Origin of the sequence: Deinococcus sp. JMULE3 (assembly GCF_013337115.1) — a bacterium.
GTDB lineage: Bacteria > Deinococcota > Deinococci > Deinococcales > Deinococcaceae > Deinococcus.
Genome location: NZ_SGWE01000004.1, coordinates 898,962 through 923,430, shown reverse-complemented (window position 1 = coordinate 923,430; position 24,469 = coordinate 898,962). Strand labels below are relative to the sequence as shown.

General features: G+C 70.4%; 25 protein-coding genes and 1 pseudogene. 19 read left to right on the top strand and 7 right to left on the bottom strand.

From position 1 onward, the window contains the following. The first annotated feature begins 45 nt into the window (after nt 1–45). The 7 genes and pseudogenes from EXW95_RS07310 to EXW95_RS07280 all read left to right on the top strand — a co-directional run bounded on the left by EXW95_RS07310 (nt 46) and on the right by EXW95_RS07280 (nt 9,086). Nucleotides 46–477, top strand: coding sequence for a hypothetical protein (locus EXW95_RS07310; RefSeq protein WP_174366901.1), 432 nt, complete (start codon nt 46–48; stop codon nt 475–477). A 19-nt stretch (nt 478–496) separates the two neighbouring features. Further along, nucleotides 497–1,563, top strand: a pseudogene (locus tag EXW95_RS21305) (AAA family ATPase). Further along, nucleotides 1,564–2,067 (top strand): hypothetical protein, encoded by a 504-nt coding sequence (locus tag EXW95_RS07300; RefSeq protein WP_174366900.1) that lies wholly within the window; start codon nt 1,564–1,566, stop codon nt 2,065–2,067. Then, nucleotides 2,049–4,310 (top strand): DUF5682 family protein, encoded by a 2,262-nt coding sequence (locus tag EXW95_RS07295; protein ID WP_371809967.1) that lies wholly within the window; start codon nt 2,049–2,051, stop codon nt 4,308–4,310. Before EXW95_RS07300 ends, EXW95_RS07295 begins: the two co-directional genes overlap by 19 nt. Continuing rightward, entirely contained in the window at nt 4,300–5,475 is a 1,176-nt protein-coding gene (locus tag EXW95_RS07290) for a VWA domain-containing protein (protein WP_174366898.1), read from the top strand. The genes EXW95_RS07295 and EXW95_RS07290 overlap by 11 nt, the downstream gene beginning before the upstream one ends. A gap of 4 nt (nt 5,476–5,479) precedes the next feature. Then, the gene (locus EXW95_RS07285; RefSeq protein WP_174366897.1) at nt 5,480–6,424 is read left to right on the top strand and encodes an epimerase; all 945 of its coding nucleotides are present in this window, start codon (nt 5,480–5,482) and stop codon (nt 6,422–6,424) included. Nucleotides 6,425–6,662: 238 nt separating this feature from the next. Next, the gene (locus tag EXW95_RS07280) at nt 6,663–9,086 is read left to right on the top strand and encodes a putative bifunctional diguanylate cyclase/phosphodiesterase (RefSeq protein ID WP_371809966.1); all 2,424 of its coding nucleotides are present in this window, start codon (nt 6,663–6,665) and stop codon (nt 9,084–9,086) included. Here the strand turns inward: EXW95_RS07280 and EXW95_RS07275 are convergent. Continuing rightward, a complete protein-coding gene (locus EXW95_RS07275; protein WP_174366896.1) occupies nt 9,078–10,313 on the bottom strand; it encodes a hypothetical protein in 1,236 nt (411 codons plus the stop codon). The genes EXW95_RS07280 and EXW95_RS07275 overlap by 9 nt on opposite strands. Before the next feature lie 37 nt (nt 10,314–10,350). Continuing rightward, complete coding sequence (locus EXW95_RS07270) at nt 10,351–10,818, bottom strand: DUF4188 domain-containing protein (RefSeq protein ID WP_174366895.1); 468 nt, start codon at nt 10,816–10,818, stop codon at nt 10,351–10,353. A gap of 242 nt (nt 10,819–11,060) precedes the next feature. On the opposite strand from EXW95_RS07270, the gene EXW95_RS07265 reads away from it, so the two are divergent. The 9 genes from EXW95_RS07265 (at nt 11,061) to EXW95_RS07225 (ending at nt 16,344) form a co-directional block, all read left to right on the top strand. Next, complete coding sequence (locus EXW95_RS07265) at nt 11,061–11,600, top strand: PadR family transcriptional regulator (RefSeq protein ID WP_174366894.1); 540 nt, start codon at nt 11,061–11,063, stop codon at nt 11,598–11,600. A gap of 131 nt (nt 11,601–11,731) precedes the next feature. Further along, on the top strand, nt 11,732–11,974 hold the full coding sequence (gene infA / locus EXW95_RS07260) for a translation initiation factor IF-1 (protein ID WP_012693978.1): 243 nt from the start codon (nt 11,732–11,734) through the stop codon (nt 11,972–11,974). A gap of 110 nt (nt 11,975–12,084) precedes the next feature. Then, entirely contained in the window at nt 12,085–12,198 is a 114-nt protein-coding gene (rpmJ, locus tag EXW95_RS07255; RefSeq protein WP_012693977.1) for a 50S ribosomal protein L36, read from the top strand. A gap of 2 nt (nt 12,199–12,200) precedes the next feature. Continuing rightward, nucleotides 12,201–12,581, top strand: a complete 381-nt coding sequence (gene rpsM, locus EXW95_RS07250) for a 30S ribosomal protein S13 (RefSeq protein ID WP_046843187.1) — start codon at nt 12,201–12,203, stop codon at nt 12,579–12,581. Nucleotides 12,582–12,584: 3 nt separating this feature from the next. Next, entirely contained in the window at nt 12,585–12,980 is a 396-nt protein-coding gene (rpsK, locus tag EXW95_RS07245; protein WP_046843186.1) for a 30S ribosomal protein S11, read from the top strand. A gap of 141 nt (nt 12,981–13,121) precedes the next feature. Next, nucleotides 13,122–13,742, top strand: a complete 621-nt coding sequence (gene rpsD / locus EXW95_RS07240; RefSeq protein WP_046843185.1) for a 30S ribosomal protein S4 — start codon at nt 13,122–13,124, stop codon at nt 13,740–13,742. Nucleotides 13,743–13,756: 14 nt separating this feature from the next. Further along, a complete protein-coding gene (locus EXW95_RS07235) occupies nt 13,757–14,758 on the top strand; it encodes a DNA-directed RNA polymerase subunit alpha (RefSeq protein WP_174366893.1) in 1,002 nt (333 codons plus the stop codon). A 27-nt stretch (nt 14,759–14,785) separates the two neighbouring features. After that, entirely contained in the window at nt 14,786–15,136 is a 351-nt protein-coding gene (gene rplQ, locus EXW95_RS07230) for a 50S ribosomal protein L17 (protein WP_046843183.1), read from the top strand. Nucleotides 15,137–15,237: 101 nt separating this feature from the next. Next, a complete protein-coding gene (locus EXW95_RS07225; protein WP_174366892.1) occupies nt 15,238–16,344 on the top strand; it encodes a diguanylate cyclase in 1,107 nt (368 codons plus the stop codon). Between the two features lie 215 nt (nt 16,345–16,559). On the opposite strand, the gene EXW95_RS07220 is transcribed toward EXW95_RS07225, so the two are convergent. The 4 genes from EXW95_RS07220 to EXW95_RS07205 form a co-directional block, all read right to left on the bottom strand. Beyond that, nucleotides 16,560–17,717 (bottom strand): AI-2E family transporter, encoded by a 1,158-nt coding sequence (locus EXW95_RS07220; RefSeq protein WP_371809964.1) that lies wholly within the window; start codon nt 17,715–17,717, stop codon nt 16,560–16,562. A gap of 67 nt (nt 17,718–17,784) precedes the next feature. Next, on the bottom strand, nt 17,785–18,786 hold the full coding sequence (locus tag EXW95_RS07215; protein ID WP_174366891.1) for a helix-turn-helix domain-containing protein: 1,002 nt from the start codon (nt 18,784–18,786) through the stop codon (nt 17,785–17,787). Nucleotides 18,787–18,891: 105 nt separating this feature from the next. After that, entirely contained in the window at nt 18,892–19,806 is a 915-nt protein-coding gene (locus EXW95_RS07210) for an ABC transporter permease (protein WP_174366890.1), read from the bottom strand. Then, nucleotides 19,806–21,752 (bottom strand): ABC transporter permease, encoded by a 1,947-nt coding sequence (locus tag EXW95_RS07205; RefSeq protein ID WP_371809963.1) that lies wholly within the window; start codon nt 21,750–21,752, stop codon nt 19,806–19,808. Before EXW95_RS07205 ends, EXW95_RS07210 begins: the two co-directional genes overlap by 1 nt. Before the next feature lie 169 nt (nt 21,753–21,921). Between EXW95_RS07205 and ndk the strand changes: the two genes are divergently transcribed. Together ndk and EXW95_RS07195 are read left to right on the top strand one after the other, a co-directional pair. Beyond that, nucleotides 21,922–22,338, top strand: a complete 417-nt coding sequence (gene ndk / locus EXW95_RS07200; RefSeq protein WP_046843179.1) for a nucleoside-diphosphate kinase — start codon at nt 21,922–21,924, stop codon at nt 22,336–22,338. Between the two features lie 196 nt (nt 22,339–22,534). Next, complete coding sequence (locus EXW95_RS07195) at nt 22,535–23,572, top strand: GGDEF domain-containing protein (protein ID WP_174366889.1); 1,038 nt, start codon at nt 22,535–22,537, stop codon at nt 23,570–23,572. A 24-nt stretch (nt 23,573–23,596) separates the two neighbouring features. Here the strand turns inward: EXW95_RS07195 and EXW95_RS07190 are convergent, their stop codons facing one another. Beyond that, nucleotides 23,597–24,070, bottom strand: a complete 474-nt coding sequence (locus EXW95_RS07190; protein WP_174366888.1) for a hypothetical protein — start codon at nt 24,068–24,070, stop codon at nt 23,597–23,599. A 75-nt stretch (nt 24,071–24,145) separates the two neighbouring features. Between EXW95_RS07190 and EXW95_RS07185 the strand changes: the two genes are divergently transcribed. Then, complete coding sequence (locus tag EXW95_RS07185) at nt 24,146–24,469, top strand: hypothetical protein (protein ID WP_174366887.1); 324 nt, start codon at nt 24,146–24,148, stop codon at nt 24,467–24,469.

The following is a 24,469-nucleotide window of genomic DNA, read 5'->3' as shown; positions in this document are numbered from 1 at the left end:
CCTCGACACCCGCAGGCAGATCCGGCACGACTTCAAGGAGCACCCATGACCGAACAGACCATCGACTGGAGCACTCCACCAGCCCAGCAGATTTTGACTTCTGTACGGAACAGTCAGCTTCTGCCGACCCGGATCGTCCTGGCAGGCACATTCATCGTCGGGGCGGCACACCTCGCCCTGACTGGACGCCCCCTGATCCTCATCGCCGCGACCCTGCTGCTCGCCCTGCACCTCTGGACGACCCACACGCACGCCACCCGCCAGCGCCACGCCGCCCACGCCAGCGGCCCCACCACCTACCAGCTCAGCGACGACGGCACCCTGCACGTCCACAACAACCTCGGACAATTCCGCATCCCCGCCAGCGAACGCCAGCGCACCAGGCGCTACCCACAGGCCATCACCGTGACCTACGCCGGACACTCCACCCTGACCCTCCCCAACGGCCCCGTCCGCACCGCCCTGGAGCACCCATGACCACCCTGACGCCACCGTCCTGCGCCAGCACGCCGAGCAGCAGTACGCGCACGAACTCGCCGCCCTCGCCGCGCACGACACCCGCCCCCGCCCGCCCCGCTGGAACCTCAGCCCGCACGCCGTCCTCACGTACCTGCTCGGCGGCACCCTCCCCGACGGGACCGAGATCACCGCCAAGTACGTCGGGGACCGCCGCCTCATGGAAATCGCCGTCGCCACGCTCGCCACCGACCGCGCCCTCCTGCTGCTGGGCGTGCCTGGCACCGCCAAGAGCTGGGTCAGCGAACACCTCGCCGCGGCCATCAGCGGCGACAGCACCCTGCTGATCCAGGGCACCGCGGGCACCGCCGAGGACACCCTCCGCTACGGCTGGAACTACGCCCGCCTCCTCGCCGAAGGCCCCAGCCCCGCCGCACTCGTCCAGAGCCCCATCCTCCGCGCCATGCAGAGCGGCAAGATCGCCCGCCTCGAAGAACTCACCCGCGTCCAGAGCGACGTGCAGGACACCCTCATCACCATCCTGAGCGAAAAAACCCTCCCCGTCCCCGAACTGAACACCGAAATCCAGGCCGTGCACGGCTTCAACCTCATCGCCACCGCCAACACCCGCGACCGCGGCGTCAACGACCTCTCAAGCGCCCTCAAACGCCGCTTCAACACCGTCATCCTCCCCGTCCCCGACACCCTCGACGACGAAGTCCGCATCGTCACCGCCCGCGCCCAGGCCCTCAGCGCCGCCCTCCAGATCCCCGCCCAGCCCCCGCCCTCGAAGAAGTCCGCCGCATCGTCACCGTCTTCCGCGAACTCCGCTCCGGCACCACCGAAGACGGCAAAACCCGCCTCAAAACCCCCAGCGGCAGCCTCAGCACCGCCGAAGCCATCAGCGTTGTAGGCCAGAGCCTGTCCTTAGCCGCGCACTTCGGCACCGGCACCCTCACCCCCCACGACATCGCCGCCAGCCTCATCGGCGCTGTCATCAAAGACCCCACCCAGGACGCCCTCATCTGGCGCGAATACCTCGAAACCGTCACCAAAAAACGCGACGACTGGAAAGACTTCTACAAAGCCTGCCTGGCGGTGAGCTGAATGACCGGATTGCCCCTTGAGCTGCCATTACCGATTGTTGATGAGATAGAAATCGATAACTCAAGCAATAAGCGGACTGCCCGGACGGCAACCCTCCTCATCATGAAAGAATTGGAGCGTTGCTACGAGCCAAGCAATGCGGAGCGCTCGGATATCTGCGTTGCTTTCGCCCGTAAGGGCAAGCCGGTCTATGGTAAGGCCTTTGACCTGTTCCAAATGCTCGATGATAAGCCAAGGTCGGCCAAAGGCATTGAACAGGCCATTCAGGATGGGACTCTTAGACTCCTTGAGGTCAAATCAACGGGCAGAGCGAAGATTGATGAGGAGTTCTCAGGATATTTCTTCTCCCTATCCACCGCTGAACTCCTAGTGGCACAAGCCCTTGGAGACCTGTACCAATTTGCCTTTTACAACACCACGACTAAAACTCTCAAATTGCACACCCTGAACGAGATTTACAAAAAGGCGAAGGGCGTCTATCCGACTTGGAGCATCCGGTTTTGATCTCCATTTTCCCTATCCGTCATCACGGTCCTGGTTCGGCGCGGTCGCTTGAGCTGGCGCTTCAGGAACTTCAGCCGGACATCGTGTTGGTGGAGGGGCCGTCGGATGCGGGTTCGGTGTTGTCGTTCCTGGCGGATGGGGCGCTGAAACCGCCGGTGGCGCTGCTGGGGTACGTGAATGATGATCCGGCGCGCGCGGCGTTCTGGCCGTTTGCGGTGTTCAGTCCGGAGTTCGTGGCGTTGCGGTGGGCGGCGCGGGCGGGGGCGGCGGCGCGGTTCGTGGATCTTCCGGCGGGGGTGGTGCTGGCCGGGGAGCGGGACGGGGAAGAGGATGATCTGCACAGCGATCCGCTGGGGGTGCTGGCGCAGGCGGCGGGTTTCGCGGATTTCGAGCGGTGGTGGGAGTCGCTGGTGGAGGCTCGTCTTTCTCCCTCCCCCCTGGTGGGGGAGGGTGGGGTGGGGGGGCCGCCGGGTGAGGCGGCGTTTGATGTGTTCGCGGCGGTGAACGAGGCGATGCGGGCGGTGCGGGCGGACGCGCTGGAGCCGGTGGGTCGGGAGGCGCAGCGGGAGGCGTTCATGCGGCAGGGGATCCGCGCGGCGCTGAAGGAGGGCTTCGCGCGGGTGGCGGTGGTGTGCGGGGCGTGGCATGCGCCCGCGCTGGACGTGACGGCGTTCCCGGTGAAGGCGGACGCGGCGCTCCTGAAGGGCCTGCCGAAGGCGAAGGTGACGCTGACGTGGGTGCCGTGGACGCATGGTCGCCTGAGCGTGGCGAGCGGGTACGGGGCGGGCGTGCGCTCGCCCGGGTACTACGAGCATCTGTTCACGTCGCGCGGCGCGGTCGCGGAGCGGTGGTTCGCGCGGGTGGCGCGGCTGCTGCGCGCGGAGCGGCTGGAGGCGAGCAGCGCGTCGGTGATCGAGGCGACGCGGCTGGCGAACGCGCTGGCGGCGTTGCGGGGCCGGGCGTTGCCGGGCCTGGAGGAGTTGAACGAGGCGGCGCTGAGCGTGTTCGGCTGGGACGGGGACCTGCCGCTGCGGCTGATCGAGGAGCGGCTGGTGGTCGGGGAGGCGCTGGGCGCGGTGCCGGACGGGGTGCCGACGGTGCCGCTGGCGCGGGACGTGGCGCGGCAGCAGAAGAGCCTCCGGTTGAAGGTGCTGCCGGAGAAGCTGGATCTGGAGCTGGATCTGCGTTCGGACAATGATCTGGCGCGCAGCGTGTTGTTTCACCGCCTGAACCTGCTGGGTGTGCCGTGGGCGAAACCGCGTGGGTCGGGTGGGCTGGGCACGTTTCGTGAGGGGTGGCAGTTGCGCTGGCGGCCGGAGTTCAGCGTGCGGCTGGTCGAGGCGAGTCGGCTGGGGCAGACGGTGCGGGACGCGGCGACGGTGTCCGCGCTGGAGTCCGCGCGGGGCGCAGGGACGCTGGCGGAACTGACGGGTCTGCTGGAGGTGCTGCGCCTCGCGGACCTGCCGGGTGCGTTGCCGGTGACGCTCGCGGCGCTGGATGAGCGGTCGGCGCTGGGCGCGGACGTGCCGGACGTGCTGCGGGCGCTGCCGCCCCTGGCGCGACTGGCGCGGTACGGGGACGTGCGTGGGCGTGGCGCGGCGGTCGCGGGTGGGGGAGAGGTGGCGCCGCTGGAGACGTTCCGGGCGCTGCTGACCCGCGCGGCGGTGGGGCTGCCGCTGGCCGGGGTGGGCCTGGGGGAAGAGGCGGCCGCCGGGCTGCGGGACGCGGTGCGCGGGGCGGACGCGGCGGTGCGCCTGCTGGACGACCCGGACGTGACGGCGGAGTGGCGCGCGGCCCTGCGCCGGGCGGCGGACCGGGAGGACGCGCATCCGCTGCTGCTGGGGGACGCGCTGCGCCGCCTGCGGGACGCGGGCGTGCTGGACGCCGCTCAGGTCGAAGCGCGGCTGGGACTGGCCCTGAGTGACCCGTCGCCGCTGGCGGTCACCGCGTGGCTGGACGGCTTCCTGGGGGACACCGGTGCGCTGCTCGTGCACGACGCGGGTCTGCTGGCGCTGGTGGACGGCTGGCTGTCGGCCCTGGATGCGGAGGTGTTCCAGAGTGTGCTGCCGCTGCTGCGGCGGGTGTTCGCGCGCTTCGAAGCGCCGGAGCGCCGCGCGATCGGCGAGGCGGTGCGCGGGGGGACGCCCGCGTCGCGTCTCGCGCCGGTCGCGGTGGATGACGCGCGGGCGGCGCGGGTCATCCCGGTCGTGCTGAGCCTGCTGGGGGTGGGTCATGACGGATGAACGCACGCGCCGCTGGCGGCTGGTGCTGGGCGGCGGGGACGCCGACGGGCTGGCCGCGCAGGAGGGGACCGAGGTGCCCCTCACGCTGGAGGACCGCCGGATGGACGCCGCGCTGGCCGGACTGTACGACCCGCCCGAGGGCGAGCGGCGGGGTGGGCTGGGGGGGAGTGCGCCGCGCGTGGCGCGCTGGCTGGCGGACCTGCGCGAGTTCTTCCCGTCGGACGTGGTCCGGGTGATGCAGGCGGACGCGATCGAGCGCCTGAACCTCCAGCAGCTGCTGTTCGAGCCGGAGATGCTGGACGGCGTGGAGCCGGACGTGCATCTGGTGGCGACACTGGTGTCGCTCAAGGGCGTGATGCCGCCGTCGGCGCGGGACGCGGCCCGCGCGGTGGTGCGGCGCGTGGTGGACGACCTGACGCGCCGCCTGGAGGAACCGACCCGCGCGGCCGTCACCGGCAGCCTCAGCCGCGCGCAGCGCACCCGCCGCCCGAAGGCCGCCGAGATCGACTGGCCCGGCACGATCCGCGCGAACCTGCGCACGTACCGGCCGGAACTGGGCACCCTCGTGCCCGAGCGGCTGGTCGGGCACGGGCGGCGGCGGCGCAGCCTGCGGGACGTGGTGCTGTGCGTGGACCAGTCGGGCAGCATGGCGGGCAGCGTCGTGTACGCCGGGGTGTTCGGCGCGGTCCTGGCGAGCCTCCCGGCGCTGAGCACGCGCGTGGTGGCGTTCGACACGGCGGTCGCGGACCTGACCGAGCACCTGGGCGACCCGGTGGAGCTGCTGTACGGCCTGCAACTGGGCGGCGGGACGGACATCAACCGGGCGCTGGCGTACTGCCAGGGCGTGATCGAGCGGCCCGAGCAGACGGTCCTCGTGCTGCTCAGCGACCTGTTCGAGGGCGGCAACGAACGCGAGATGCTCGCCCGGGCCCGCGCGCTGCGCGAGAGTGGCGTGCTGGTCGTGGCGCTGCTGGCCCTGTCGGACGACGGCGCGCCCAGCTTCGATCATGGCGTGGCGCGCGCCCTGGCGGGTCTGGACATCCCAGCATTCGCGTGCACGCCCGCGCACTTCCCTGGGCTGCTGGCCGCCGCGCTGCGCGGGGACGACCCGGGCGCGTGGGCGGGCGATCAGGGACTTGTGGTCCGGGGGAGCGGCGTAGGGTAAGCGTATGTCGGAACGCTTGGTGGTCGCGGGTGGCAGCGGGTTCCTGGGTCGGGCGGTGGCGCGGCACTTCACGGCGCTCGGGTGGGAGGTCGTGATCCTGTCGCGGTCCCACCCGGCCGCGCCGACGCCGGGGCGCTGGGTGGCGTGGGACGCGCTGCGGCAGGGCGAGTGGGTGCGGGAACTGGACGGCGCCGCAGCCCTGATCAACCTCGCGGGGCGCACCGTGAACTGCCGCTACAGCGCGGCGAACATGCTGGAGATCTACACGTCCCGCCTGGACAGCACCCGCGCGCTGGGCCGCGCCCTGGTCAGCGTGGACCGCCCGCCGCGCGTGTGGCTGAACAGTTCCACCGCGACCGTCTACCGGGACGCCCGCGACCGCCCGCAGGACGAGCCGGGCGGGGAGCTGGGCACTGGCTTCAGGGTGGATGTCGCCCGCCGCTGGGAGGCCGCGCTGATGGAGGAAGCCCTGCCGCACACTCGGCGCGTGGCGCTACGCACCGCGATGGTGTACGGCGTGGGCGCCGGGGGCATCATGGAGACGACCGACCGCGTGGTGCGGCTGGGTGCGGCGGGCGCCATGGCCGGTGGGGGGCAGATGGTGTCCTGGCTTCACGAGCGGGACTTCTGCCGCGCCGCGCAGTTCCTGATCGAGGGTTCACTCTCCGGGCCGGTGAACGTCACCGCGCCGCAACCCCTCCCGAACGCCGCGTTCCTGCGCGCGTACCGCCACGCGTGGGGCGTGCCCTTCGGCGTGCCGTCCACCGCCGCGCTGATCGGCCTGGGCGCCGCCGTGATGAACTCAGAGGCGGAACTGCTCCTCAAGAGCCGCTGGGTGGTGCCCACGCGCCTGCTGGACGCGGGTTTCACGTTCGAGCACCCCGCTTGGCCCGCCGCGATCCGGGATCTGGTGGCGCAGGCCCGCCGCGAGTGGCACGCCGGGCGCTGACAGCGGTGTTCAGGCAGACTGAGGGGTTTTCTCAGTCTGCCTGAAACGAGCGGAGCGAGAATCCGCCGCCATCAGCGGTTGGAAGTGAAGTTGAAGGGCGTGCTGTTGGCCCTTCAATGGAACTGGAAACCGCTGTGACCCGGACGCCCTTCACGTCGTCCGTGGGCGCGACATTCAGAAGCCTGTCAGCGCCGCCGCTCTATGGTGAACGGCACATCCATCAGGAGGACCGCCCGGCGTGACGAACCACGACAGCTCTGCACCGATCCTGCCTCACCCCGAGCTCTGGCCGGAGGTGGACCGCCTGAACGACGCGGCCGACGCCACGCTGATGACCTCCATGCAGCAGGCGCAGGCGCTGGCCCGTCAGGCGCTGGCGCTGGCGGTGCAGTCGGGGTACGAGTCGGGGGAGGCCCGCGCGCGGATGCTGTGCGGGTACGGCCTGTACTACCTGTCCGAGTACCCCGAGGCGCTGGCGCTGTTCGAGCAGAGCGAGGCGCAGGCCGCGCGGATCGGGGCGCTGACCACGCAGACCCGCGCCGTGAACGGGCAGGCGATCACGCTGGTCACCCTGGGCCGTTACGGGGCGGGCATGGACCGGCACCTGCACGGCCTGAAGCTGGGTCAGGCCGCTGGGGACCGGGTGGCGCAGGCGCGGTCGCTGAACAACATCGGGAACCTGTACCTGGACCTGCGGGACTACGACACGGCCCTGACCTACCACCGGGACGCGCTGGCCCTGGCGCGCGAGAGCGGGAATGACCTGGTGGGGTCCAGCGCGTCGGTGAACGTGGCGCTGGACTTCCATTACCTGGAGCGCTTCGAGGAGGCCCTGACGCTCAACCGCGAGACGCTGGCGGTCGCGCAGGAACGCGGGTACCGGCAGCACGAGTTCCTGCTGCGGGCGAACATGGCCGCGAACCTGCTGGGTCTGCGCCGCGCGGCCGAGGCGCGCGCCGAGGCCGAACTGGCCCTGATGGGCAGTGACGAGCTGGGGGACCGCGAGAACCTGTGTGACGCGCTGGTCCTGCAGGGCCGGGCGCTGCGGGCGCTGGACGATCCGCAGGCCCGCGCGGTGCTGGAACGCGCCGCCGCCCTGGCGGACGAACTGGGCGCGAGCGTCCGGCAGATTGAGGCGCACGGGGAACTCTCGGCGCTGCTGGAGGCGCACGGGGACCCGGCGGGCGCGCTGCGGCACGCGCGGCTCGCGGCGGACCTGGACCGCGCGGCCCTGACCGAGGTGCTGCGGCGCCGCACGGAGGTCACGGCCGCGCAGATCAAACTGGAGCAGCTGTCGCACCGGGCCGAGCAGGAACGGCAGCGCAGCGCCGAGCTGAGCACCGCGAACGTGGCGCTGCTGGAGGCGCAGGCGCAGCTGGCGCATCAGGCGCGGCACGACGCGCTGACGGGCCTGATCAACCGCGCGGCGTTCGAGGCCGAACTGCAGCGCGCGGTGCAGGAGGCCGCGCCGGTGGGCGTGCTGTTCATCGACCTGGATCACTTCAAGCAGGTGAACGACACGCTGGGGCACGACATGGGGGACCTGCTGCTCGTGGAGGTCGCGGATCGCCTGTGCCGGGTGGTGCGCGACGGGGACCTCGTGGCGCGGCAGGGCGGGGACGAGTTCACGGTGCTGCTGCGCGGCGTGCGCTCGCACGAGGAGGCCGAACTGGCCGCCGGGCGGCTGCTGCGGTCGCTGTCGGCGCCGGTGGTGCTGGGCGGGCGCGAGTGGACGGTCACGGCGTCCATCGGGGTGGCGGTGTTTCCGGACGACGGCGCGGACGTGCGGACCCTGCAGAAGAACGCGGACCTCGCGATGTACGAGGCCAAGCAGGACCGGCACGCGGTGCGCCGCTTTCACGCGCAGCTGAGTGCGGCGGCGCTGGAACGCGTGGAACTGGAGCAGGCGCTGCGGGTCGCGCTGGACCGCGAGGAGTTCTGCCTGCACTACCAGCCGATCGTGGACGCCGCGACCGGCGAGGTCCGGGCGCTGGAGGCGCTGGTGCGCTGGCGGCATCCGCAGTGGGGGCTGGTCCCGCCCGGGCGGTTCATTCCGCTGATCGAGAACACGGACCTGATCGTGCCGCTGGGCGCGTGGGTGCTGCGCGAGGCCGCCCGGCAGCTGCGGGACTGGCGCCCCGAGCACCCGGAGTTGCGGGTGTCAGTGAACGTCGCGCCGCGTCAGCTGGCCCAGCCGGACTTCGCGGAGGTGGTGCAGGGGGCGCTGGACGAGTTCGGGCTGGACCCGCAGGCCCTGATCCTGGAGGTCACCGAGGGCGCGGTGCTCGGCCAGGACGGCGAGGCGCACGTCTCGCGCGTGGCGGAACTGGGATTGCCGCTGGCACTGGACGATTTCGGCACCGGGTACTCCAGCATCAGTCGCCTGCACCGCCTCCCGGCCCGCTGGCTGAAGATCGACCGGTCCCTGATCCAGGATCAGGACGCTCCGCCGCCCGCGCGTTCGTCCCGGCCGATCGTGCGGGCCCTGATCACCTTCGCGCATGAGGCCGGGGTGCAGGTCGTCGCCGAGGGCGTCGAGCGGCCCGAGCAGTGGCGGGACCTGCGCGAGTGGGGCTGCGACCTGATCCAGGGGTACTTCGTGTCCCGCCCGGCCGCGCCGGAGGCGCTGGTGTGGGGTCCGTTCGGGCCTGGGTCAGGGTAGGCGGACTGACCAGCCGTCCGGCGTGACCTGCACGGCGTCCGCGGGCAGGTCGAGGGTCAGGGTGGGCGTGTGGACCCGCCAGCGCCCGGCTTCATGGTGTGGAGTGGGCAGGGCGCGCAGCGTGATCTCCTGCACGCGGAACAGGTCCGGGCCGCGCGTCAGGGCGGGGTGCCCCACCGTGAGCAGCTGGGCGCCGGGGCCGCGCACCTGAACGTGCCGGGCGTGTAGGAAGGTGCCCGGTTCCACGGGGTGCAGGTTCATGGGGTCGAAGCCGCCCAGTCGCAGGCCAGCGGCGCTGCTCAGGTGCAGGGTGGGGCCGGGCTGCGCGTGGAAGGCTTCCAGTCGGGCGCGCAGGTCCGCGTCGTGCGCGTCGGCGGCGGCCTGCGCGGCCCGCTGCAGCTGTGGGTGCGGTGGAGCGGGCAGGGGAGACCCGACCTGTCCGGTCAGCAGGTCGGTCAGCAGGTCGGCCAGGGGGCGCCCGGCGAGGACCCCGGCGGTCCAGGGCGTGCCGGTCCGGTCAAGCAGGTGCGCCAGCGCCGCGCCGCTGCGGTAACTCCAGAAGCGCGGGGTCTGCTGGGGGGCCGCGTCCGGGTCGAGGTTGGGGTGTTCCCCCAGGAAGCGCGTCTCGACGTACTGGGCGAGGCCCTCGGTGGTCTCCATGCGGGTCTCGAACGACTGGTGCTCCGCGTCCATGCGGGCGTGCCGCTCCGTGCGCCAGTGCAGGGCGTGCCTCGCCGGGGTCAGCCAGTCCCCGTCCCGCGCGTGCAGGGCCAGTCGCAGCCAGTGGGTCTCCTCGGCGCGGGCGTGGCGGACCTCCGCGCCTGCCGGGTAGGTCAGGGCCGTCAGTTCGGGGGCGGGCCACGCGGGGGACGGTGTGGCGCCCTGGTACACGTGGAAGGCTTCGTGGATCAGCGTGGCGGCCAGCGTCCGCGCCGCCTGAGCGGGGTCGCCGGGGAGGGGCAGGTCGGGCAACAGCACGCCCGCCGCGTCCAGCCCGCCCGGCAGGGTGACGGCCGTGTGCGCGGTCAGCGCCGGGTGACGGTCCGGCCATACCCACGCGCCGTCCACGCGGGTCCAGCCGTCCTCGCCCGGACCCGCGTGGTGCAGCCAGCTGTGCGTGCCGTCGAAGGTCAGCAGTGGCGTGCGCTGCGGCGCGAACCCGGGCCAGAGGTCAGGGGCCCGGGCGATCAGGGTCAGGGCGCCGGTCAGCGCGGCGGGTGGGTGCATGCCGTCAGCGTGACACGCCGCCCAGGCGGAGTGGCGCTCAGGTGCCCGTGCCCACACCGGTCGGCAGGCTGCCCAGTCGGCCCTGGGCGCTCTGGCGCCGGCCGGTGGCGGGGAGGAGGGTACCGGCGCGGCCCAGGCCGGTGGGGGGCATGTCCACGTACATGGTCTCGTAGCCTCCGGGCTGGAGCAGGTACGTCTCGTGCCAGATGCCGACCGCGCCCGGGTGGCGCTGCGCGGCCTGGTTGAAGGCCCGCCACGCGGGGAGGTGGGCGTGGTCGCGGGCGTGCGCGTAGGCGTGGAGGTGCTCGGCGCTGCGCCAGTACTGGATCAGGGTGCCGCCGTGGGTCTGGCCGCCGAGCAGGCCCAGGTCGGGCTGCGCCTGCAGTTCGCGCAGCATGCGGGGCATGGCGCGGAATACCGGGAGCCACGCGGGGACGTTCCAGGGCTGGTTCACGCGGGCGCCGATCAGGAACACGGCGAAGGGACCGTCGAGTTCGGCGGTCATACGGACTCCGGTTGAAAGGTTTGCAAAATCTTTCAACCCGAGCGGAGCGAGCGGGAGAGAAGCGGGTTCCGGGCGTGGAGTTGACAGATCGGTGGTCTTCCGATCTGTCAACGAAACAAACGGAATCCGTATCAGGCGGCTGGCGGGGAGCTGCGGGGTCGCGCTGCGGGTCATGAGGCCTCCTGATCATCGAAGTCAAATGGTCCATTCTGGACGGTCTGGACTGATGGTACGCTCCGGCCATGCCGGACGCAACCCTGGGCCCCTCCGCGTTCATCGTGCTGGGCTTCCTGAACCACGCAGGCCCCGCCACCGCCTACGACCTGAAACGCTGGGCGGACGACTCGGTGGGCTTCTTCTGGACCTTCCCCCGGTCGCAGCTGTACGCCGAACCGCAGCGCCTCGTCACGCTGGGCCTGCTGACCGAGACCCAGGAGGACGCGGGCCGCCGCCGCCGCCTGTACGCGATCACCGACGCGGGCCGCGCCGCGCTGGAGGGGTGGCGCCGCAGTCCCGCCGGAATGCCCGAACTGCGCGATCCGGGCCTGCTGCGCCTGTTCTTCACGCCTGCCGGGGACCGCGCTGCCCTGAGCGAACTGGCGACCGGGCAGCTGCGCCAGCACCGCGAGCGGCTGGACACCTACCACGCCATGCTGCGCGCCGATCCCTGCCCCTGGCCCGACCGGCCCCCGTTCACGCGCACCCTGCGCATGGGGGAACTGTACGAGCAGGCCTGCCTGACCTTCTGGCAGGAGGTGCTGGACGACCTGCGTCCCGAATAGACGAACGCTATTCGGGGGCGCCTGCCCTGATCCCGGTGGAGGCGCCGCCCGGTCTTGCCGTTTCGCGAGGGGTCATGATAACTTTACGTTTGGCTTGTATCAGGCCTGGAGGTTGCGTGGCGAGACGAAAGATGCCGGAACAGCGGGAAAAGCGTAAGAAGGAAGAGTCCGATACCGTGCGGGCCGAGGGCGTGGTCGAAGAGGCGCTGCCGAACACCACGTTCCGCGTGAAGCTCGATACCGGGCATGACATCCTGGCTTACATCAGCGGCAAGATGCGTATTCACTACATCCGCATCCTGCCCGGGGACCGTGTGGTTCTGGAAATCAGTCCCTACGATACGACGCGCGGACGCATCGTCTACCGCAAGTAAGGCCCCCGGCCGAAGTACCCATAGATTCCCCACCCACGAGTGGGAGGGGGGTCGAGCGCTGCCAGTCAGCTCCCATGATGGGGCGCGGCGCGGCGGCGCGAGGAGGAAGCATGAAAGTTCGTAGCAGTGTCAAGAAGATGTGCGACAACTGCAAAGTGATCCGCCGCCACGGGCGCGTGCTGGTCATTTGCTCCAACGTCAAGCACAAGCAGAGGCAGGGTTAATCATGGCGCGTATTGCTGGCGTTGACCTGCCCCGCGAAAAGCGCGTTGAAATCGCGCTCACCTACATCTACGGCATCGGCCTGACCCGCTCCAAAGAGATCCTGGCGAACACCGGCATCAGCCCGGACACCCGCGTCAAGAACCTCAGCGAAGGCGAGCAGAGCACCCTGCGTGAAGCCATCGAGAAGACCTACAAGGTCGAAGGTGACCTCCGCAGCGAAGTCGGCCAGAACATCAAGCGCCTGATGGACATCGGCGCCTACCGCGGCCTGCGTCACCGCCGCGGTCTGCCCGTGCGCGGCCAGCGCACCAAGACGAACGCGCGCACCCGCAAGGGCCCCCGCAAGACCGTCGCCGGCAAGAAAAAGGCCACGAGGAAGTAAGCCATGGCGAAGAGCACCAAAGGCAAGACCCCGCGCCGCGCCCGGCGCAACATCAGCGCTGGCCGCGCGTACGTGCACGCCAGCTACAACAACACCATCGTCACCATCACCGACCTCGACGGCAACAGCGTTGCCTGGAGCAGCGGCGGGACGATCGGCTACAAAGGCAGCAAGAAGGGCACCCCCTACGCCGCCCAGCTGGCCGCCGCTGACGCCGTCAAGAAGGCCCAGCAGACCTTCGGCATGAACATTGTCGACGTGATCGTGCGCGGCAGCGGCTCCGGCCGCGAGCAGGCCATCCGCGCCATCCAGGCGTCGGGCATCGAAGTGAAGTCCATCATGGACGACACCCCCGTGCCGCACAACGGCTGCCGCCCCAAGAAGAAGTTCCGCGCCTAACGCGCACGCGCGCGCCCACCTGCCCCGCCTCCACCGCTCACCACACGGTGACGTAAGCCTCACCACAGGCAACGGAGGCGGGCAACAGAGGGCCGCAGACCCGGCCTCCCCCCAGGGGAAGCGCCGCAAGGAGAGTAAGACATGGGTCGTTTCCGTGGATCGATTACCAAACTCAGCCGCCGCGAAGGCATCAACCTCGCGGAGACCGAAAAAGTCCAGAAGTACCTGGACAAGCGCCCCTACGCGCCCGGCCAGCACGGCCAGCGCCGTGGCCGCGGCCGCCCCAGCGACTACAGCGTGCGTCTGCGTGAAAAGCAGAAACTCGCCCGCCTGTACGGCATCGGGGAAAAGCAGTTCCGTAACCTCTTCGAGGAAGCGGCCAACGTTCCCGGCGTGACCGGCACCGTGTTCCTGCAGCTGCTCGAACGCCGCCTGGACAACGTCGTCTTCCGCATGGGCTTCGCGAGCACCCGCCGCCAGGCCCGCCAGTTCGTCGGCCACGGCCACATCCTGGTCAACGGCAAGAAAGTCGACATCGCCAGCTACCGCGTCAAGATCGGCGACGAGATCAGCGTGTCCGACCTGGGCCGCAAGATCGGCTTCATCCAGGAGAACATGGAAGCGCAGAAGCGCCGCCGCGTCAGCCCCTGGGTCGAACTGGACGCCGAGAACTTCAAGGGCACCTTCTCCCGCCTCCCCGCGCGTGAAGACCTCGCCCTGCCCATCAACGAGAACTTCATCATCGAGTACTACTCGCGCTAAATCAGGAGGCCCCAGTGGATCAAAAGCGCCCTCAACTCAAAGCCCGCGTGGACGGCGACTACGGCGAGTTCGTCCTGGAACCGCTCACCCGCGGCTACGGCGTCACCATCGGGAACCCCATCCGGCGCATCCTGATGTCCTCCATCCCCGGTACCGCTGTCACCAGCGTGTACGTCGAGGACGTCCTGCATGAGTTCTCCACCATCCCCGGCGTCAAGGAAGACGTCATCCAGATCATCCTGAACCTGAAGGAACTCGTGGTGAAATTCCACGCGCCCGGCCCCAAGACCCTCACCCTGCGCGCGCAGGGCGAAGGCGTCGTCAAGGCCAGCGCCTTCGAGGTCCCCAGCGACGCCGAGATCGTGAACCCTGACCTGGTCATCGCCAACCTCGCCGAGGACGGCAAACTGGTCATGGAAGTGCGTGTCGAGGAAGGCGAAGGCTACGTCCCCGCGGACAAGCACGCCACCAAGGACCGCATCAACTCGATCCCCGTCGACGCCGTGTTCTCCCCCGTGCGCCGCGTGGCGTACCACGTCGAGAACACCCGCGTGGGCCAGCAGACTGACCTGGACCGACTCATCCTGCGCGTCTGGACCGACGGCAGCACCAGCCCCCAGGACACCCTGGACAAGGCTGTTGAGATCCTGCGTGAGGAACTCACGGTGTTCGGCAACGTGGAAACCCTCCCCGCCGCCGCGCCCGAGTACCAGCAGCCCGTCTACACCCCCGCGCCCACCGCGCCGAACGTGTACGACCTGCCGCCCAGCACCGCCAGCCTGAACCTGAACCCCGGCGACTACCCCGCCGAGATGGACTCCCCCCGCGTGACCCTCGAGGGTCTGGGCCTCACCACCCGCGTGCTGCACTCCCTGAAGGAAGAAGGCATCGACAGCGTGGACGCCCTGTGCGCCCTCTCCGACCGCGACCTGAAAAAGGTCCCCGGTATCGGCGAGCGCAGCCTCGACGAGATCAAGCAGCAACTCGCCCAGTTCGGCCTCGCCCTGCGCGACTGAGCCGACTGAACCCCAAGGAGATACACCATGCGTCACGGTAAAGCCGGTCGCAAGCTCAACCGCAACAGCAGCGCCCGCACCGCCCTGGCCCGCGCCCAGGCGACGGCCCTGCTGCGCGAGGGTCGCATCCAGACGACCCTCACGAAGGCCAAAGAGCTTCGTCCCTTCGTCGAGAAACTGATCACCACCGCCAAGGGCGGCGACCTGCACGCCCGCCGCCTCGTCGCCCAGGACATCCACGACAACGCCGTGCTGCGTAAAGTCATGGACGAAGTGGCCCCCAAGTACGCCGAGCGTCCCGGTGGCTACACCCGCATCCTGCGCGTCGGCACCCGCCGCGGTGACGGCGTCACCATGGCCCTGATCGAACTGGTCTGACCCCAGACCCCCGTGCCCGCCCCCACCCACCGGTGAGGGCGGGCACACCCATTTCGGGGGCATGTCAGGAAGTTGCCAGACCGGTCATGCTGAGATGACCCATGACCGACCGACCCACCCCAGCGAACACGCTGGATCACAGCTCGTGGGGCCGTCACCAGTACCACCGGATGATCCTGCCCGGCGGTGTCGTCGCGTTCGCTCTGCCGCTGTGGCTGCACCAGCAACGACCTTTCCTGGAACCGTTCGACCTGCAGTCCATGCCGGTCATGCTCATGGCTTACCTGCTGCTGACCATCCTCAGCTGGCTGCCCGTCCCCCTGCGCTGGCTGGAGGGCGCCATTGTCATCCAGCTGAACAGCTTCGTCCTCTGGCGGGTCGCCACCGTCCTGTTCACTCCTGAACTGGACGGCCGCCTCAGTCAGCTGGCGGCCACCCTCCCGTGGGTGATCGTGGCCCTGCTCATCACCAGCTGGGTGGTCAGTGAACGCGTCAGCCTGACCGTGAACAGCGTCATGGGCGGCGCCCTCGCACTGATCACCATCACCTGGTGGCCCGCTCCACCCTGGACGGCCGGGCAGGCGCAGCTCATGAACGCCCTGCTGCAACTTCTGATGGCCGCGACCACCGTGATTGTCGCGCAGACCGTCGTGCTGCGCCGCCACCACCTGATCAGCAGCCGCGCCCGGCAGGCCCTGCAGGACGCCCACACCGACGTGCTGACCGGCCTGCCCAACCGCCGCGCCCTGCTGCACACCCTGGAAGAACACGCCCACGACCAGGGTGGAAACCTTCTGGCCGTCGGCCTGCTCGACGTGGATCACTTCAAACGCATCAACGACCAGCACGGCCACGCCACCGGGGATGAAGTCCTGCGGCGCCTCGCCGTGCACCTGCGCGGCCAGCAGCACGCCCAGCCGGGCAGCGTGGTGGGCCGCTACGGCGGTGAGGAATTCCTGCTGATCCTGCGTGTGCCCGACGCCAGCAGCGCCCACGACACCTGCGAGCGCCTGCGCCGCCGCCTCGCGAACGAACCGCTGCACGGCCTGAACGTCACCGTCAGTGTCGGCCTGGTCGTCAGCGCCGTGCCAGCCCACATTCCCACCCTGCTGGACGCCGCCGACGAGGCCCTGTACCACGCGAAGAACACCGGCCGCAACCGCGTGCATCGGGCTGACCTCGAGCCGGGAGAACTGGCCGCGACCTGACACGGACTCCGGTTGAGTGGTATGCCAGCGCCGTGCCCTCCGCGTGGATGTGCCCAGGGTGCGCGGAACCCAGGCGCGGAGTGGGCAACCCGGTGGTGCGGTGGGTGGACGGCGAACCAGAAGGCAGGCCATGGGGGAACCAGCAGAGACGACGGCGCGCGGGGAACGGGGCTCTGCGCTGCCCACGTCTCCCGCGCGCCGTCAGCGGCTGCCGGTCAGGGCCCGTCGGTGTACACGCGACTGGGGTAGTAGTACCGCTGCATCATCAGTTTGCCCAGCGCCACCAGCGGGACAGCCAGCAGCGCCCCCACGAAGCCCAGCAGGGACGCGCCGATCAGGATGGCGACCAGCACCGTGATCGGATGCAGGTCCGTCGTGCGGCTCAGGATGTACGGGCTCAGGAAGTTCCCCTCGATCTGGTTGGCCGCGACGAACACCACGATGACCGCCACGATCTTCAACCAGGCGCCCGGCAGGGTCAGCGCCAGCAGGATCGCCGGGGTCGCCCCGATGATCGGCCCCAGGTACGGCACGATGTTGAACGCCCCCGCCAGGAAGCCGATCGCGGCGGCACTGGGAATCCCGACGATGGTCAGGCCCAGCCACACGAACACCCCGATGAACGATGCGATCAGCAGCTGCCCCCGCACGTACCCGCCGACCGCCGTGCCGACCAGATCACTGAGCTCCTGCACGCGCGGCTGCCACGGACGCGGGAAGACGTGCAGCATCGCGGCGTTCACGCGGCGGTAGTCGATCATCAGGTAGATGCTCATCAGCAGGATCAACACCACCTGCCCCACCACCCCGCCGATGGACACCAGACTGCTGAGCAGCGTGCCGGTGGACGACAGGGCGTTCTGCAGGATCGGGACGATGTTCTGCCCGAGGTTCTGCACGTAGTCCTGCGCCGCCGTGATCAGTTGCTCGCGGGAGTTCGTCAGGCCCGGCACGCCCCGCGCCGACAACCAGGACGTCACGCGGTCCAGCACGTCCCCGAGTGACCCGATCTGCTCCGGGAGTTTCTGGATCAGCGTGATCAGCTGCCCCGACACGGTCGCCAGAAGCAGGCCCGCCATGCCGATCAGGCCCGCGAAGATCAGGACCACGAAGAACACCCCCAGCCCGCGCCGCACCCGACCCCGTTCCAGCCAGTTCAGCAGCGGATTCGCGAGGTATGCGATCAGGAACGCCACTGCGAAATCGATCAGGACCGTCCGGATCTGCCCGACGAACCGCCACGCGACGTACAGCGCCAGCAGGAACACCAGGGTCCGCACCCACGGACTGCGCCACACGTACTGGAAGGCGTTCAGGCGGCTCAGGTCAGCGGGGGACGGTTGCGGACGGGGCACGGGGGAAGGTCGCGGCACGCCCTCACTGTAGCGGGCCGACCCGCTGCCGGCGTGCGCGGGCAGTGGACGTGGGGGGCAGTCCGGATCAGAACGTGCGGGTGACGACCTGACCGGACTGCCCCAGGGGCGTGCCGGGGCCGCCGTTCACGCTGACACGGACGGCGGCGGCGTTCCCGGTGCGGATGGTCACGCCCTTCGCGAAGGTCTTCACGGTGCCCGCTGCGGGCGTGCCCTCGAACACGATGCGGCCCGCGGCGTCCGTGACGCGCGTCCATGACGGGCCGCTGTACGTCACCGTGACGCCCTGACTGGCCGGGGGTTTCGCCGGGGAGGTCCCGGCAGGCAGCGTGCCGCCAGCGGGGGACGCACTCGGCTGCGGTGTCGCCGCAGAGGACGTAGAGGCAGAGGTCGGGGTCGGTTGCGCCGCGTCGCTCAGCACGCTGGTCTGCCCGGTGGGCTTCAGGATGACGCGCAGATCACGGTTGCGGCCCACGTCGATCGCCTGCCGCAGCGGCTGGCGTCCCGCGAGTTCCACCCGCAGTTCCGCCTGCTGCCGGGCGTCCACCGGGAACGCCACGATCGGCGCGGCGCCCAGGTCACGGTTGTCCAGGTATACACGGGCGCCGGGGGGCGTGACCTTCACGGTCAGGCGGACCGTCCGGACCGCCGGGGGAGCAGGCTGGTCGGGCGTGACCACCGGCGCGGCCGCCTCCTGCGGGGCCGGAGCGCTGCGCGTGAACATGAAGGCGGCGCCACCCACCGCGAGCAGGGCCGCCACGCCCGCTGCCGCCCACAGGGCGCGGTTCGGGCGGCGTGCCGGGAGGGCCGGGGTCACGTAGGACGAACCGGCCGGGGCGGGCATCACGCGGTCGAAGTCGCTCAGCAGCGGCTGCGGGTCCAGGCCCAGTTCACGCGCGTAGCGGGTCAGGTAGGACCGGGCGAAGGTCCGTTCCGGCAGGGCGCTCAGGTTGCCGTCCTCCAGGGCACGCAGGTAATCCCCGCGGATCTTGGTGCGCAGGGCGGCGTCCTGCGTGCTGAGACCCAGGCCTTCACGGGCCTGTCGAAGGGCGGCTCCAAAACTCGTCACGGTACTGTTCACAGTAGCGCATTCCGCCCGCTGTGGCCGGGCGCGGACCACACGAAACCGGGGGAGCCCTACGGCTGTCCCCCGGTGCGTGCGGTATGGGTGCGCTCAGCCGTCGTAGGGGCGGCCCAGCGCCTTGGGTGCGCGGCTGCGACCCGTGAAGATCAGCGCCAGGATCGTGATCAGGTACGGCAGGGCCTGCACCAGCGTGCTCGGCAGGAGGTTCGTGCCGCCCAGCGCGATGCTCAGCGCCTGCAGCAGCCCGAACAGGATGGTGGCGCCCAGCACGCCCAGCGGTTTCCACTGCCCGAAGATCAGGGCCGCCAGCGCGATGAAGCCCGCCCCGGCGCTGATGTTGCGCACGTACGAGTCGAGGTTCCCGATGCTCAGGAACGCCCCGGCGGTCCCGGCCAGCACGCCGGACATGATCACGGCGCTGTAGCGCATGCGGCGCACGTTCACGCCCATGCTGGCCGCCGCGCCCGGCTGCTCGCCCGTGGCGCGCAGGCGCAGGCCGTACGGCGTGCGGTACATGACGTACCACGTGACCGCCACGGCCAGGAACGCGAAGAACACCGGCGGGGAGAACTTCAGGTCCCCCGCGCCCCACAGCGGCAGCGCGGTCTCGACCTTGGGGCTCTCGTTCGACACGCCGTACAGCGCGGTCAGGACCACGGCGGGCACGCCGGTGGCGAGCAGGTTGATGGCCGTGCCGCTGATGACCTGATCGGCGCGGTACTTGATGCTCAGGACCGCGTGAATCCAGGCGATCAGCCCGCCGACCAGCGCCCCGACCAGCCAGCCGACCCACGGCGCGGCCGTCCCGAGACTGGGGGTCAGGAGGTGCGTGCTGACGGCGGCCGACAGCGCCCCGAAGATGATCAGGCCTTCCAGGGCGATGTTCACGACGCCGCTGCGTTCGCTGAACAGGCCGCCCAGCGCGGTCAGCAGCAGCGGCACGACGCTGCGGATGAAGGTGGCGAGGAACGCCGTGGTCAGAATCTGTGCGAAGAGGCCGTCCATTATTTGCCTTCCCGGGTGATGTCCTCGCTGGCCTGGGCCACGTTCGGTTGCGGGGTGAGGGTCTTGGGTTGTTCCGTCAGGGCGGGCGCGCCGCGCCCGGCGCCCGCGTCGAGTGCGGGCGGTGGGGGAGAGGTCACGCGGCGGCTCAGGAAGCCCCCGGCGGCGATGAACAGCACGATCAGGGCCTTGAGGACCGTCACGATGTCACTGTTCACCTTCTGGAGTTTGGTGGTCACGCTGACCGCGCCGGTGTCGATGGTGCCGAACAGCACGCTGGACGCCACGACGCCCGCCGGGGTGCTCTGTCCCATCAGGGCCACGGCGATCCCGTCGAAGCCGACGTTCACGGGCATGTTCTGCTTCAGGCGGTACTCGTCGAGCGCGCCGCCGTTCACGTAGTGCGTGCCGGCCAGACCTGCGAACATGCCCGCGATGGTCATGGCCAGGATGGTGTTCTTCGCGACGCTGATCCCGCCGTACTCGGCGGCCTTGGGGGACAGGCCCACGGCGCGCAGGGCGTACCCGGCGGCAGTGCGCCACATCAGCATGCCGAAACCGGCGGCGCACAGCAGCGCGATCAGGAACGCGCCGTTCAGCTGGCTGCCGGTGACGCTGACCGGAATGCCGATCTGCCACGTCACGGCGCCCAGGGCAGCGGCGGCGGCCAGGGCGATCAGCGTGCCGTTGCGGCGCACGAGCAGGCGCACGATCACGAACGCGGCCAGCGCGACCAGCAGGCCGATACTCAGGGCCACCTGACCGTTCTGCCCGACGTTCAGGACCTCCAGCAGGGGACGCAGCTGCGCCTCGCCCTGCAACAGTTCACTCTGCGGGTTGGAGCCCTCGGCCTTCAGGGGCTGCGGGTACTCGCGGCCCAGGAACGGGAAGGAGTCACTGCCGATCAGGAACACCAGCACCGACGACGCGATGTAGTTCAGCATGATCGTGTTGATGACCTCGCTGGACCCGAAGCGTGCCTTCAGCAGGCCCGGAATGGCCCCCCACAGGGCGCCCCCGGCGGCGGCCGCCAGGACGCTCAGGGCCAGCAGGCCGTAGCCCAGGCTGGGCGGGCCGTACACGCCGACGAGCATCGCGGCGATGGCGCCCATGGTCAGCTGCCCGGGCGCGCCGATGTTGAACAGGCCCGTGCGGAACGCGAACGCGACGCTCAGACCGGTGAAGATCAGCGGCGTGGCGAGCTTCAGGCTGTCCAGCAGCGGGTTCAGCGCCGTGACAGGCGCGAACAGCGTGGAGTACACGAAGTACACCAGGTCCGACTTCGCCAGCCACGCGCCCCACAGGGTCAGGGGCGTGCCGCTCTGGTTCACGCTGGGCTGCACGATCAGCACGACGGCGGCGCCCACCAGGATCGCCAGACCGATCGCGGTGGCGGGCACCAGCAGGCTGCGCATGCGGTTGAACGCCTGCCACACGCGCGGCTGCGCGCTCAGGCCCGCCCCGGCGGCGATCAGGCCCGCCAGCGCCGGAAGGAACAGGCCCAGGTTCATGCCGCCGCTGGCGTAGAAGTTCCCCAGCTGCCGCTTGGCGCCGGGGCGCAGGGTGGTGTCGGCCAGCACGCGCGCGGACTGGTCGTCCAGGGCGCTGCCCAGCACGATCACGGCGGCGGTGGCCAGCCCGAAGGTGAGCAGGCCCGTCAGCCAGAACCAGCGCTGGCGGCCCCAGGCCCCCGCGAGGGTCACGAGCAGCGCGCCCAGCGCCGCCCAGGCGAGCGGCATGACCGTCCCGGTGGGCGGCAGCGGCGCCTGCTGGTTGGAGGTGAGGTTCATGACGCTGCCCGTGACGTGCAGCAGGACGGCGTCGGCACTGAAGCCCCGGCCCAGGGTGGCCAGGGGGAAGAGGAGCATGCCCAGGGCGGCAACCGCGCAGGCGATCAGCGCAATCCGGGCCGCGTCGCCGGATGGGCGAGGGGGAGAATCGTGGGTCACTTTCCTATTGTACGGGGTTTCACCTAAGTCTGGACAGGTGGGTGCGTCCTGTACGGCGGGGGGGGCACCCCGCCCGCAGGGCGCCGCGTGCGCCTGCCTGGGTTCCCGGCGCCGGGTCAGGGTTCACGTGACACGGGTCACCCCCCGGACTGCTATCCTCGGGAACGCTATGGAACGCACCTTTGCCATGATCAAACCCGACGGCGTCCGCCGCGGCCTGACCCCCGAGATCCTCGCCCGCATCCAGCGCAAGGGCTACCGTGTCGTCGGCCTGAAGCAGATGGTCATCGCCCGCGAGACCGCCGAAGCGCACTATGGCGAGCACAAGGAGCGCCCCTTCTTCGGTGAACTGGTGGACTTCATCACGGGCGGCCCCGTCGTCGCGATCGCCCTGGAAGGCGAGAACGCCATCGCCGGCTGGCGCGCCATGATGGGTGCCACCAACCCCGCCAACGCCGCGCCCGGCAGCATCCGCGCCGACTTCGCCACCACCACCGGTGAGAACGTCACGCACGGCAGCGACAGCACCGAGAGCGCCGCCCGTGAACTGGCGCTGTTCTTCCAGGACGGCGAACTGCTCGCCTGAAGTGCTCGCGCGGCGCCCCGTTGCCTGTCGTGGCAGCGGGGCGCCGTTGTCTGTACACCCGCAGGGGCAGGGCCACTGCCAGGGGCGGATCACCCCCAGAGGAGGCACCCACCTGCGGGTGACGTGCCGCGCGACTTCATGCGAGAATCCCCCCAGCACATGTTCAAATGGCCCCCCGTCCCGGAGTACCGCTGACTTGAAAACGCAGACGTTTCCACAACTGCTGCAGCGCAACCGGGTTCTGGTGGTGTGCAGCGCCAGCCTGGCGTACGTGCTGTACGCCGTCCTGACCGGCCTGATCGACCCGCCCCGCGAGGGCTGGAGCGCGCTGGGCCTGCCGAAGTACATCGCCGGGTACGTCGCGCTGCTGACCGCCGTGGCGGCCCTGCTGTGGCCCGCGCGGGTGGGCAACGTGTACGCCGTGACCGGCGTCGGGTACGTCCTGGTCGCCATCATGGAGATCCCGCGCGCCGTCGCGTGGGGCGACATGCCGTTCCACCTGACCCTGTGGCTGACCCTGAACGTCCTGGTGTCGTACCTGGTGTTCGGGACGCGCCTGGGCAGCGTCGTGAACGTCGGGACGGTCATGATCATGGTCGTCAGCGTGCTCATGAACGGCCCGGTCGCGCCGAGCAACATGGCCGACTGGGTCACGGCGATCATCGTGATGCTCGGCACTGGCCTGATCGCGTTCACCGTCATGGCGTTCATTGAGCAGAACCTCAGCGCGCACCAGCAGACCAGTCAGCGCCTCCAGGCGGCCCGCAAGGACGCCCTGACCGAGGTGCTGGGCCGCAGCGCCACCGAGGAGGAACTGGAGCGCAGCATCCAGCAGGCCGTGAAGAACCGCGCGCCGCTGAGCATCATCGTGACCGACATCGACCACTTCAAACGCGTGAACGACGTGCACGGGCACGGCACGGGGGACGACGTGCTGCGGTCCTTCGGGAAGAGGCTCCGGCGCAGCGTGAGCACCTCGGGCGGACAGGTGGGCCGCTGGGGCGGCGAGGAATTCCTGGTGATCCTGCCCGGCATGGCCCGCCCGGACGCGATGGTCATCGCCGAGCGCCTGCGGGCCGAGGTGGCCGACGAGGCCATCGCGGGTCTGGACGTCACCGCCAGTTTCGGCGTGGCCTCCCTGCGCGGCGCGGAGGACACCGCCGAGGACCTGTTCGCCCGCGCGGACAGCGCCATGTACAACGCCAAACGCTCCGGCCGCAACGCCGTCCGCTGAGCCCCACCGCCGTCCGCTGGAGCTTCAGCGGCGGAAGGCGGGCAGCAGCGCGGCGTCCTCCTGCGTGGCGTACCCGCGCGTGACCACCCGCAATCCCGTGGCGGTCGTGAGGATCAACGTGTCCTGCAGTCGCGAGCCGGTCGCCGGGTGCAGCGCCTCGCCCTGCAGCGTCGTGACGGCCTGCGCGTCCGGCCCGGCCAGCTCCCGCGCGGTGAAACGCGGCGACCGGATGTCCAGCATCCAGCTCAGCGGGCGCGCGTCACTGTCATACTGCACGACCACGCTCAGCGCTTCCAGCGGCGGGCGGGTGGTCCAGACGGCGCGGCGCAGGCCCCCCCCGATCCGCTCGCGCGAGTCCGCCTGCGCGTCGAACGACCCGGTCGCCGTGAACAGGGTCCTGGCGACCAGATCCTCACCCCCCGCCCCTTCCCTGGCCGCACCGCCGGGCTTGCAGGCAGTCAGGAGCAGCAGGGGCAGCAGCAGGTAAGCGGGGCGCATACCCCCGAACGTACACCCGCCCCGGCAGGGCATCTGTCATGCGACGCGCCAATCCGGACCGTGCCAGCATGAGGCGTGAGCCCCCACCACCTCGCCCTGCTGATCACCGCCGCGCTGCTGAGCGCGCTGCTGGCGCTGGGCCTGAGCCTGCAGCTCGGCTGGCGGCGGGACGCGGCGCGCTGGCCGCACCACGCGCTGTTCTTCCTGACCTGCGCCGGGACGCTGCTCAGCCTGGGACTGGCGTGGCGGGCCGGGGCCGCCGCGTGGGCGCTGCTGCCCGCGCTGGCGCTGCTGCTGAGCATGCCCCGCACCCGCCCGGGCCGCGCCGACCACTGGCAGCGCGCCCTGCTCGGCGCCGCCGCGTTCACCGCCGGAGCCCTGACCGCGTGGGGGACCTGA

What these genes read in the sequence shown, in the direction of transcription:
- EXW95_RS07190 (WP_174366888.1), bottom strand. Translation starts at nt 24,070, where the DNA reads ATGCGCCCCGCTTACCTGCTGCTGCCCCTGCTGCTCCTGACTGCCTGC.
- EXW95_RS07300 (WP_174366900.1), top strand. Translation starts at nt 1,564, where the DNA reads ATGACCGGATTGCCCCTTGAGCTGCCATTACCGATTGTTGATGAGATA.
- rpmJ (WP_012693977.1), top strand. Translation starts at nt 12,085, where the DNA reads ATGAAAGTTCGTAGCAGTGTCAAGAAGATGTGCGACAACTGCAAAGTG.
- EXW95_RS07275 (WP_174366896.1), bottom strand. Translation starts at nt 10,313, where the DNA reads ATGCACCCACCCGCCGCGCTGACCGGCGCCCTGACCCTGATCGCCCGG.
- rplQ (WP_046843183.1), top strand. Translation starts at nt 14,786, where the DNA reads ATGCGTCACGGTAAAGCCGGTCGCAAGCTCAACCGCAACAGCAGCGCC.
- EXW95_RS07270 (WP_174366895.1), bottom strand. Translation starts at nt 10,818, where the DNA reads ATGACCGCCGAACTCGACGGTCCCTTCGCCGTGTTCCTGATCGGCGCC.
- rpsD (WP_046843185.1), top strand. Translation starts at nt 13,122, where the DNA reads ATGGGTCGTTTCCGTGGATCGATTACCAAACTCAGCCGCCGCGAAGGC.
- infA (WP_012693978.1), top strand. Translation starts at nt 11,732, where the DNA reads ATGCCGGAACAGCGGGAAAAGCGTAAGAAGGAAGAGTCCGATACCGTG.
- EXW95_RS07210 (WP_174366890.1), bottom strand. Translation starts at nt 19,806, where the DNA reads ATGGACGGCCTCTTCGCACAGATTCTGACCACGGCGTTCCTCGCCACC.
- EXW95_RS07290 (WP_174366898.1), top strand. Translation starts at nt 4,300, where the DNA reads ATGACGGATGAACGCACGCGCCGCTGGCGGCTGGTGCTGGGCGGCGGG.
- rpsK (WP_046843186.1), top strand. Translation starts at nt 12,585, where the DNA reads ATGGCGAAGAGCACCAAAGGCAAGACCCCGCGCCGCGCCCGGCGCAAC.
- EXW95_RS07225 (WP_174366892.1), top strand. Translation starts at nt 15,238, where the DNA reads ATGACCGACCGACCCACCCCAGCGAACACGCTGGATCACAGCTCGTGG.
- EXW95_RS07265 (WP_174366894.1), top strand. Translation starts at nt 11,061, where the DNA reads ATGCCGGACGCAACCCTGGGCCCCTCCGCGTTCATCGTGCTGGGCTTC.
- ndk (WP_046843179.1), top strand. Translation starts at nt 21,922, where the DNA reads ATGGAACGCACCTTTGCCATGATCAAACCCGACGGCGTCCGCCGCGGC.
- rpsM (WP_046843187.1), top strand. Translation starts at nt 12,201, where the DNA reads ATGGCGCGTATTGCTGGCGTTGACCTGCCCCGCGAAAAGCGCGTTGAA.
- EXW95_RS07285 (WP_174366897.1), top strand. Translation starts at nt 5,480, where the DNA reads ATGTCGGAACGCTTGGTGGTCGCGGGTGGCAGCGGGTTCCTGGGTCGG.
- EXW95_RS07310 (WP_174366901.1), top strand. Translation starts at nt 46, where the DNA reads ATGACCGAACAGACCATCGACTGGAGCACTCCACCAGCCCAGCAGATT.